Source organism: Microcoleus sp. AT8-A3 (assembly GCF_036705675.1).
Classification (GTDB): domain Bacteria; phylum Cyanobacteriota; class Cyanobacteriia; order Cyanobacteriales; family Microcoleaceae; genus Microcoleus.
In genome coordinates this window covers 1-10659 of the sequence record NZ_JAUBVD010000106.1, presented here as the reverse complement: position 1 = coordinate 10659, position 10659 = coordinate 1, and the positions used below count along the sequence as shown (strand labels likewise).

Genomic DNA, 10659 nt, shown 5'->3' with positions numbered 1-10659 from the left:
AGCAGCCAGTTAGTCACAGGATTGGGAGGAAGTGACCCCGACGGGTCGATCGCCTCTTACACCATCAACAGCCTGCCTCCTGCAGACCAAGCAGTCCTGTTTTTAGGAGATCCAGCCAACGGTGGCGTACCAGTGACACCCGGTCAAGTCCTGACTCCAGCACAGTTACAGCAACTATTTTTCTCCACAACAGGCAACTTTACAGGAGCAAATTTCACCTACAGCGCCACAGACAACAGGGGCGCCACCAGTCCCGCTGTCGCTACTGTCGCGGCTATCTTGCGGCCGGATGGGCAAACTCCCACACCGACTCCAACTCCAACTAACAACCAACCGCCCTTAGCCAACAATGCCAACTCCCGCCTCGCGCCCAACAGCAGCCAGTTAGTCACAGGATTGGGAGGAAGTGACCCCGACGGGTCGATCGTCTCTTACACCATCAACAGCCTGCCCTCACCAGACCAAGCAGTCCTGTTTTTAGGAGATCCCGCCAACGGTGGCGTACCCGTCACACCCGGCCAAGTCCTGACGCCAGCACAGTTGCAGCAACTATTTTTCCAAGCTACTGGCAACTTTACAGGAGCAAATTTCACCTACAGCGCCACAGACAACAGCGGCGCCACCAGTCCCGCTACCGCTACTGTCGCGGCCATACTTCCAACTGACAACCAACCGCCCTTAGCCAACAATGCCAACTCCCGCCTCGCGCCCAACAGCAGCCAGTTAGTCACAGGATTGGGAGGAAGTGACCCCGACGGGTCGATCGTCTCTTACACCATCAACAGCCTGCCCTCACCAGACCAAGCAGTCCTGTTTTTAGGAGATCCAGCCAACGGGGGCGTACCAGTCACACCCGGTCAAGTCCTGACTCCAGCACAGTTACAGCAACTATTTTTCTCCACAACAGGCAACTTTACAGGAGCAAATTTCACCTACAGCGCCACAGACAACAGGGGCGCCACCAGTCCCGCTGTCGCTACGGTGGCGGCTATCTTGCGGCCGGTTTCCCCAAATCCCACACCGACTCCAACTCCAACAAATCCCACACCGACTCCAACTCCAACTGACAACCAACCGCCATTGGCCAACAATACCAACTCCCGCCTTGGGCCCAACAGCAGCAGGTTAGTCACAGGATTGGGAGGAAGTGACCCCGACGGGTCGATCGTCTCTTACACCATCAACAGCCTGCCCCCAGCAGACCAAGCCGTCCTGTTTTTAGGAGATCCAGCCAACGGTGGCGTACCAGTGACACCCGGCCAAGTCCTGACTCCTCAACAGTTGCAGCAATTATTTTTCTTCACAACGGGCAACTTTACAGGAACCAATTTCACCTACAGCGCCACAGACAACAGGGGTGCTATCAGTCCCCCTGCTACGGCTACTGTGGATGGACTGATAGTGCCAACTCCCACAACTCCCACAACTCCAACTCCAACTGACAACCAACCGCCAGTTGCCAACAATGCCAACTCCCGCCTCGGCCCCAACAGCAGCCAGTTAGTCACAGGATTGGGAGGAAGTGACCCCGACGGGTCGATCGTCTCTTACACCATCAACAGCCTGCCCTCACCAGACCAAGCAGTCCTGTTTTTAGGAGATCCAGCCAACGGGGGTGTACCCGTCACACTAGGTCAAGTCCTGACGCCAGAACAGTTACAGCAACTATTTTTGCAAGCCACAGGCAACTTTACAGGAGCCACTTTCACCTATAGCGCCACAGACAACAGCGGCGCATCCAGTCCCGCTGTCGCTACTGTCGCGGCCATACTTCCAACTGACAACCAACCGCCCTTAGCCAACAATGCCAACTCCCGCCTCGCGCCCAACAGCAGCCAGTTAGTCACAGGATTGGGAGGAAGTGACCCCGACGGGTCGATCGTCTCTTACACCATCAACAGCCTGCCCTCACCAGACCAAGCAGTCCTGTTTTTAGGAGATCCAGCCAACGGGGGTGTACCCGTCACACTAGGTCAAGTCCTGACGCCAGAACAGTTACAGCAACTATTTTTGCAAGCCACAGGCAACTTTACAGGAGCCACTTTCACCTATAGCGCCACAGACAACAGCGGTGCCATCAGTCCCGCTCCCGCTACTTTTGTCGCTATCTTGGGGGCGGATGGGCCCACTCCCACACCAACGCCCCCCACGCCGATCGTCTCAAATCCGATCGGGGAAACAGATACCGACTGTTTGTGTCAGCCCATTATTGAAAAACCGGGAATTAACTTTGCGCCCCCGCCGCCACCACCTGCAGTTGGATTTGTCCGGCCTATTTCACAATTTTCCGAGGGACAAACCACCAAAGGAACCGACGGCGATGACTTGATCGTAGACACCAAAGGCAACCAAAAAATTGTCGGTTTTGAAGGTAATGACCTGCTTTTAAGTGAAGACGGCGCGGACGAAATTTACGGCAACGAAGGCAATGACACGATTTTTGGGGGCATTGACACCGATATTGTTTACGGAGACGAGGGCAACGATATCGTATTTGCAGGCAAACAGAACGACTGGATTGCCGGCGACTTAGGCTCGGACACTCTGTTTGGAGATCGAGGTGCCGATACGATTCTCGGAGACACCGGGGAGAACAACTCCCAGAGTCCTGACGATGCTCGCGATTTGATCTTCGGAGGCGAGGGTGCAGACCTCATTAACGGCAACGAGGGCGACGATACCATCCATACCGGCAAAGGTGACGATATTGCCCTTGGAGGTAAAGAAAATGACCTGATTTGGGGCGAACTCGGCTCCGATACGTTGTTTGGTGGCATCGGCTCCGACAGCTTGTTTGGGGGAATCCGCGACCAAAGGGCCAGCGACTCCCAGGGACGCGACTTGCTTTACGGAGGCTTCGGTGACGACTTCCTCCACGGCCAACAAGACGACGATACCCTGGTTGCAGGCAAAGATAACGATCGCGCTTACGGAGGTAAAGGCAATGACCTGATCTACGGTCAATTAGGCTCCGATACTCTCTACGGTGGCGAAGGAGCCGATACTTTGCTCGGTGACAGTGGCAGTTCCCAGTCCATCGGGGATATCGGGGAACAAGACTTGCTCTTTGGTGGCAGTGGCAATGACATCATCGGCGGCGGCCATGGTAATGATACGGTGCAAGCAGGTAAAGGCAATGATTGTGTTTGGGGTGGCAAAGATCATGACCTGATTTGGGGCGAACTTGGCTCTGATACGCTGGTTGGCGACAGTGGCGACGACACCATGTACGGTGGTGCTCGAAGTCGAGCTCAAGATGCTGGCGGCCAAGACTTGCTCTTTGGTGGCCTCGGTGCTGATGTGCTGTTCGGCGATGAGGGTGACGATACCATCAGTGGCGGTGAAGACAACGATTTGATTTACGGCGGTAAAGCTAACGACCTCATACACGGAGATCAAGGTGACGACTCGATTTACGGCGGTGACGGCAGCGATGAACTCTGCGGTGGCGAGGGCAACGATACTATCTATGGCGATCGTGCTGATAACCGGGGTGTCTCGGTGCGGGCAAACGGCCAGCAAGACTGCGTCAACGGCGGTGACGGCGATGACTTGCTCTACGGTAATGAAGGCCAAGATACTATCAACGGAGATGCTGGCAGCGATACTCTGATTGGTGGTAAAGATAACGACATTCTCAATGGGGGATCTGGAGATGACTGGCTGTTTGGCGACTTGGGCGAGGATACTTTAATTGGAGGTATGGGGAGCGATCGATATGTGTTGAGTGCTGATGGCGGCATTGATACTGTGATTAACTTCGAGGTAGGCGTCGATAAGTTGGTTTTGACCGACGGCCTGAGTTTCCAGCAGTTGCAATTTAGCGCCACTCCGAACGGTACGTTGCTGCTAGTAGCAGGAACCGATCGGGTTCTAGCAAATCTGGTTGGGGTTAACGGGGCGATCGGCTCCTCGGATTTCCTACCAAATCTCTCTGAGCTCTAGAATTGGCGGCGAAAGTCTCCTGTTCTGGCGAACAAAACGCCACAGCAGATTAGAACTTCTGTGGCGTTCCTCACAATACTCAATCCGGGTTAGAAACTTTGTAGCGATCGGCCCTTGACATCGCTCTTACAGTTGCCTTTTGTCCCTCTCTAAAATGCTAAAAAATAAGGGTGTATTCCAGCCGGATTTGGTATAAGATCAAATCTGTTAGCCTTGAAATTATTCATAAATCTCTTATTATCCGCGTGAATCAGCATCAATCCATTGTCATCTGCGGTTAATAAATTTTCTTTTTAAAACCGCCGATGTGGGCAGATAAACACAGATTAACGCAGATTAATTAGAGCAATTTCTGTTGCAGCGTCCGTGATTTTTGACTTGTTTTTACGCGCGACGAGGCGACGGGAGTTGATATAACTTTGTATGGAGTTTTTCAGGTGTTCCTAGGTACACAAGGGTTGGTAACAAATACTGTTTACTAGCAACTAATTTTATTGTGTTTTGTGATCGGGCTTAAGAGTCAACTAAAATTCATCAATAATTCCCCATTCCCATTCCATTGATTCACAATAGAAGGAAAGAAGAGCTATTTTTTCCTTTTTCTTGGCGAAGCCCCAATTCCCCATAATCAATTCAAATACTTAGCTTAGGATAGCGGAATCTGCTTGCGTAAAAACAGGCGGCGCGGCTGGCCCAACAGCCAACCAGTCCAATTCCAATCCACCTGTTGCAAGCGATAGCCGGCCTGATAGTATAACTGTCGCGCCGCGTGATTATTTTCCAGAACGTGGAGGTAAATCTCAGAAAATCCCCATTCTTTGGCTGTCTCCTCGCAGTTGCTGAGCAATTGTTGAGCAACTCCCTGCCGCCGGTACTCCGGGTGAACGGCTAAATTCGACAAATAAGGATAGTCAGAACTAGGGATTTGCCAAGGGAAGCGAGAACGCAGAGCCATTTCTACTGTTCCTGTTATGCGCTGATCTCGGTGCGCCCTATAATTCTGCGTTCCCTCCTCGCGCGAGACTAGCTCAGCAACCAGACAAATGTAATGTTCTGCTTTAGAACGCAGTCGATTTTTTAAATCTTCGTAAATGCCCAAACGCAACACTGGATACACCCATTCTACAAACCCCTCGCGGGAGTGAAAGCTCATGGCTAAAATATCCGCTAGCTGCGTTAAGTCGTTGGGCGCAGCGACTCGGATCGAAAAACCAGAAAGTCCGGGAGTTTGTTGTTGGTGAGATGGTGAGGAAAAAAATGAAGGATTCACAATGCCAGGCCACTATATTAATTTTTTTTACGCGGGTTTCTAAGCTACCCTCTTAGAAAATTCACTGATGTTATACTGCTCTTATAACGTAACTTATAGGCATAGTTTATTTGCCAGATTAAATTACATTTTTTGGCGATGGACTTTAAGTAGCATTTGAGGTAAATGGAAAATTTTTAGCATTTAATACTCTAGTTATGAAAAAATAAAACTCATCCCCTAATAGTAGATTTGTGGATCAGCTATTTTGCCTTTAAATTGAAGCTCGATCCCTGGCTTTCTGCCGGCATCACAAGAGTTTAAGTAAACGGTAGCTTACAAATTAAATGCGCGACAGCTTAGCGGGCAAGGTATTAAAAACAATCACAAAGGTTTTAACGTCAGGTTCCCGAAATCCTACCGCTCTCTGCTTATTGAAATACCCGATCGAATATAATTTATCCGTCAAGCGGTAGTTGAAAAACTCAACGACTGACCATACTAACACTGGGATCGCTGGCGCGTCGGATGTTCCCCGCCGCCCCCCGGCCTGGCACCCCAGCTTTCAGCAGTTCTGGGCTATCCATCGCCCGTCCCCAATCGAACCGGCCTTACCTGTTGAGCTACTTGGTACTTTTCCAACGTCCAATTTAAATTTGGATGCCTGGAAACAGTCTGCAGGGGTTTTCCCCGTCGGTTCGATACTCTGCTGCGCGCGAGACCTTCAAAACCTCGATCGAGCTGATTGACCCTGCCCAAAAACAGATACAAGCCACCGACACTCGTCGTGGAGAGATCAAAATTTTAGACCCTAGTTCAAGCTCCCCGATTCATCTGTGGAGTAAATCTAAAATCTAAAATCTAAAATCTAAAATCGACCGATCGGTTTCCACAGAGTACATCCCTAGCTAAGATTAACAGATGGATGCTCAAACTTGCGGTGTTTCGCCGCAGTAATTAGCTTGGGCGTTGGCCTGCAGGACGCACAAAAAATGCCGATATCGGGGAAAAAAGTGCAAGTCTAACTAAAATGGTACAGCAATTGCGTCACTCCCACAGACACCTCTGTGGTCTGTGGGCCACCCCCGAATATCAGTCAGGGGTTCAGGGCCCGATGGTGGTCGCTATCCTTGGCTGACTGTTAAAGTTGCTATTACTTGTGGGAAAAAACACAGGCGAAGATGTTGGTTGTCTATAGTATTTTGCTGCGGGCAGCTTTCACATACCAAATAAAATATTCCCAGGAGGCAGGAGCAAACATAAATTTGGCTAATCAACTCACAATCAAGACGGTTATTCCTCTGTATTCTGAGATATCCAGACGGCAGTTAAAATAGCCAGATTTGTGTTTGATCTCCGGCTGCCTCAAGGTAAGGGGTGAAAGAAATTTATCTGGAGACGAGTTTATGTGAATATCATTGAATAATAAAATTGGGGTGCACGACAGATAACTGTGGCTCAGAAGAATTCCGAATTGAAAACCCAGACATCAAAAATCAAGGTTGATGCTTGCCTCGGCATACTTACAACAAATTCATATTCACGAATTATTGTGATACCATTTTCCCAAAATAATGGCGACCTAGGCAAACTCCCAATCCTTATGTCAGGAGTCATTCGCAATCGAAAATCGAAGATAGAAAATCGAAAATGGTATGACTTCAGCAATTTAAATCGGCGAATTCTTCCTTTAATCAGACTTATTAAATCGAACAGCCCCGGGGCACAGGAGAACGGTGCATGAATTCCCAAGAAAATCCTAAGCTAAAAATTCTGATAGTCGATGACGAACCGGATAACCTCGACTTGCTTTACCGCACCTTCCATCGAGACTATAAAGTGCTCAGAGCCGAATCTGGCCCCGCTGCTCTCGAAATTTTGGCAAAAGAGGGAGAAGTAGCAGTGATTATCTCTGACCAGCGAATGCCAAAAATGAGCGGTACGGAGTTTCTCAGCCTGACGGCGGCTCAATACCCCGACGTGATCCGGATTATTTTAACTGGCTATACGGATGTTGAAGATTTAGTAGAAGCTATTAACGCTGGCAAAGTATTCAAATACGTTACCAAGCCTTGGGATGCTCAAGAGCTGATCAATCTTGTTAGTCAAGCTGTTGAGACTCACAATCTTCTGAAAACGCGCACCAATGAACTGCGCCGTGCTTTGAGCCAAGAATCGCTGCTTTATGCCGTTACCAATACTATCCGATCGGCTCCCAATTACCAGCAAATGCTGCAAAGAATTGTGGAAACTGTCGGGCAGATGTTTGAGGTGAGTTGCTGTCTGCTGCGGCCGTTCCAAGACGGCCGGGTGGCCGATGAGTGGTTCGTTTACCAGAAGGCAGAAACTAAAGGTGTGGGGGGCGATGAGGAAGTCACGCCCGGTGATGCTTCTGCTGCCGAACTCTCCCCGGATTTGCTGCCGGATTTGGTTTGGGAAACTCTGGATGTGGAGGTGATTCAAGATGCCCAAACTGACGATCGAGTTTTAAACTGGGATAATCCACAGCGAAAGCAGGCTTACGAAGCTGCGAATATTCGATCCAGCTTGATCGTACCGCTATTTTACAAAATCGAACTGATGGCAGTCTTGGCGCTGCATCAGTTTGAGGAACCGCGCCAGTGGCAAGACCACGAGGTACAGTTGGTAATTACGGTGGCAGACCAAGCGGCTTTGGCGCTTTCTCAAGCCCGGGCTTACGAACAGGTGCGGGCGCTGGCCAAGCGCGAGGCCTTAGTCAATACTATTACTACGGCAATTCGATCGAGTCTCGATCCCCAAAATATTTTTGCAGCCATTACTCAACAACTCGGCCAAGCTTTGCAAGTTGACGGCTGCGCCCTATCTCTGTGGACAGAAGATGATGAATACGTCCAATGCGTGGGGCTATACGACACAGATAGGGATACCGTGGCTGTAGAACAGGGTTTTCTTGATAATCCAGAGCTAGTTGCGAACCCTCTGGGCTACGAGACGGATTCTGGTGATGCTGCTGCTAACACTCGCGCCTGGGTTTTTGCCCATCCTTCTTTGCCACAGTCTTTGGTGCCGATTCGGGGCAATCCGCTGTTGTTGCAAGTTATGGTATCAAAAGAGCCGGTGGCGATCGAAGACCTCGACGAACACCCCGAATTAAATGTTACAGAACTGCAAGTTCGATCGCCAGCCCGCGCCCTGTTAGTCGTTCCCTTGCTCTCAGAAGGCAAAATCATCGGCAGCATTTCGCTGCGCCAAAATCACAGCATCCGCCGCTGGAACATCTCAGATATTGACCTGGCCCAAATAGTCGCAACTCAAGCTGCTCTAGCCGTGCAGCAGTCGCGCCTCTACCAGACTACCAGACAGCAGGCAGAACGGCTTCTGGAAGCCGATCGGCTCAAAACCGAATTTTTCCAAAATATCTCCCACGAGTTCCGCACGCCTCTAACTCTAACTATCGGCCCTCTGGAATCAGCTTGCAGGCGTAAAGAAGACTTACCCTACGAACAAGCCGTAATCGCTTTGCGTAATTCCCGCCGCCTCCTGCGCTTGGTAAATCAACTGCTGGACTTGCAGCGGCTAGATGCCGGACGGATGCAGCCGAGTTTTCGCCCCTGCGATTTGGTCGGTTTCTGTTACTCTACCGCAGAGTCGTTCCGCGCCTACTGCGAGAAAAAAGGACTGCACTTAATTACCCAACTGCAAGAATGTCCTTTACTTTATTTGGACTTGGAAAGATTTGACAAAGTTATTTACAACCTGCTATCAAATGCTGTTAAATTCACCCCAGAAGGCGGAACTATCACCCTGAAAGTTGAATCTGCCGGCGCTCACTGTTTGTTGCAAGTAAAAGACACGGGTATCGGCATTCGCACCGAACAAATTCCCTATTTATTCGAGCGATTTCACCAAGCCGAAGGTTCAGCTAGTCGTTCCTACGAAGGCAGCGGTTTAGGTTTGGCACTTGTCAAAGAATTAGTCGAACTCCACGGCGGTCAAATTTCAGTTGAGTCAGTTTACGGCGAAGGTACTACTTTTACCGTTTGGCTGCACTTTGGTTCGACGCACTTGCCCCCGGAACAGGTACTAGAAATACCTGCGGAGTTTCACTCATCGAAAGCTGCGGTGGAACTGGCCGATGTGGAGGCGGATTTATCAGAAAATGAGGCTGAAAATCATAACTTTGAGTCGCTCCAACCTGTCCGATCGGAAACAGCAGTGGGAACGGTTTTGGTGGTGGACGACAATCCAGATTTGCGCTTTTATGTGTCAGCAATTCTCCGAGATGCCGGCTTTGCAGTTTTGCTCGCCCGCAACGGAGAAGAAGGATTTGCCGTGGCTAAAAAACGTCGCCCTAATTTAATTATAACGGATTTGATGATGCCTTTGATTTCGGGCTTGGATTTGATTAAGATGATTCGAGAAGATGAGGAATTGCAGGGAACTCCGGCAATTTTGCTGACTGCTAAAGCCGACGAAGATACTCGAATTGAAGGAGTAGAACGGGGTGCGGATGCTTATTTGTCCAAGCCTTTTAACGATCGAGAATTGTTGGCGGAAGTGCGGAATTTGATCGCCCTCAAACAAAACGAGCGGCGAGTGCAGCAGTTGAACAGTTATTTAACTGAGTCGGTGCTGCGCCGATTTTTGCCGCCGGCGATGGTGAAGGCCGCAGCGGCTGGAGATTTGGCCTTGGATTTGCGCCCGGAACCGCGATTGATTACTATTTTGTTTAGCGATATTGTCGGTTTTACTCAAATGGCAAATACGCTGCGATCGCGCCGGGTAGCTGAGCTGTTAAATGAATATTTGGCGGCAATGACTAAGGCTATTTTTGACAGTGGCGGTACGGTGGACAAGTTTGTTGGAGATGCGGTAATGGCTTTCTTTGGCGCGCCGGAGGAATTAACGCCTAATGAGCAAGTACGCCGCGCTGTGGCTGCTGCGGGGCAAATGCTGGGAGCTCTCAAGGAGCTTAACAAGGGCTGGTTGGAGCAGGGAATTGTTGGGGAAAATGGCGTCCCTCCGGTGCGGTTTCGCTGCGGAATTCACCAGGGTACTGCGGTGGTGGGGATGTTTGGCGGCCCCGATCGATCGGATTATACTGCGATCGGGCCGAGCGTGAATATTGCCGCCCGCTTGCAAGAGGTGACGGAACCAAACACGGTGCTAATTTCGGCGGCGGTTGCAGATTATGTGGAGGAAAATCGCATTGTTAAATATAAGCCTTTGAAACTAAAGGGAATTGATGAAACTGTATTGACTTTTTTACTAAATTGTGATTAGTCATTATAAGTATTATATGTTGATATCCCACGCACAATTTCGGGAAAAACCTATTCCTAAATAAGTAGATGAGTGGCCAAATATGTATGTAGCCCAAAGCGATTATCACTCCGTGAAACGCTCATTTGGAGCGCGAATTAAATAACTTACAATTTTAATTGTTATTGTGGGATGGGCGTCCCGCCCGTCCAAAAAGGACG

The 10659-nt window shown here is 49.9% G+C and carries 3 protein-coding genes; 2 read left to right on the top strand and 1 reads right to left on the bottom strand.

From position 1 onward, the window contains the following. Positions 1-3945: Ig-like domain-containing protein (locus tag QUB51_RS29490; RefSeq protein ID WP_445299850.1), on the top strand; the 3945-nt coding region annotated here is incomplete at its 5' end. Between the two features lie 646 nt (positions 3946-4591). Here QUB51_RS29490 and QUB51_RS29485 read toward each other — a convergent pair. Continuing rightward, positions 4592-5215 (bottom strand): GNAT family N-acetyltransferase, encoded by a 624-nt coding sequence (locus QUB51_RS29485; RefSeq protein ID WP_333052932.1) that lies wholly within the window; start codon positions 5213-5215, stop codon positions 4592-4594. A gap of 1719 nt (positions 5216-6934) precedes the next feature. On the opposite strand from QUB51_RS29485, the gene QUB51_RS29480 reads away from it, so the two are divergent. Beyond that, positions 6935-10459 carry a response regulator gene (locus tag QUB51_RS29480; protein ID WP_333052933.1) on the top strand — a complete coding sequence of 1175 codons (3525 nt, stop codon included), beginning with the start codon at positions 6935-6937 and terminating at the stop codon, positions 10457-10459. Positions 10460-10659: the final 200 nt, after the last annotated feature.

Bases quoted from the DNA above. Each gene is read 5' to 3' on its own strand.
- QUB51_RS29480 (WP_333052933.1), top strand. From the start codon at position 6,935: ATGAATTCCCAAGAAAATCCTAAGCTAAAAATTCTGATAGTCGATGAC.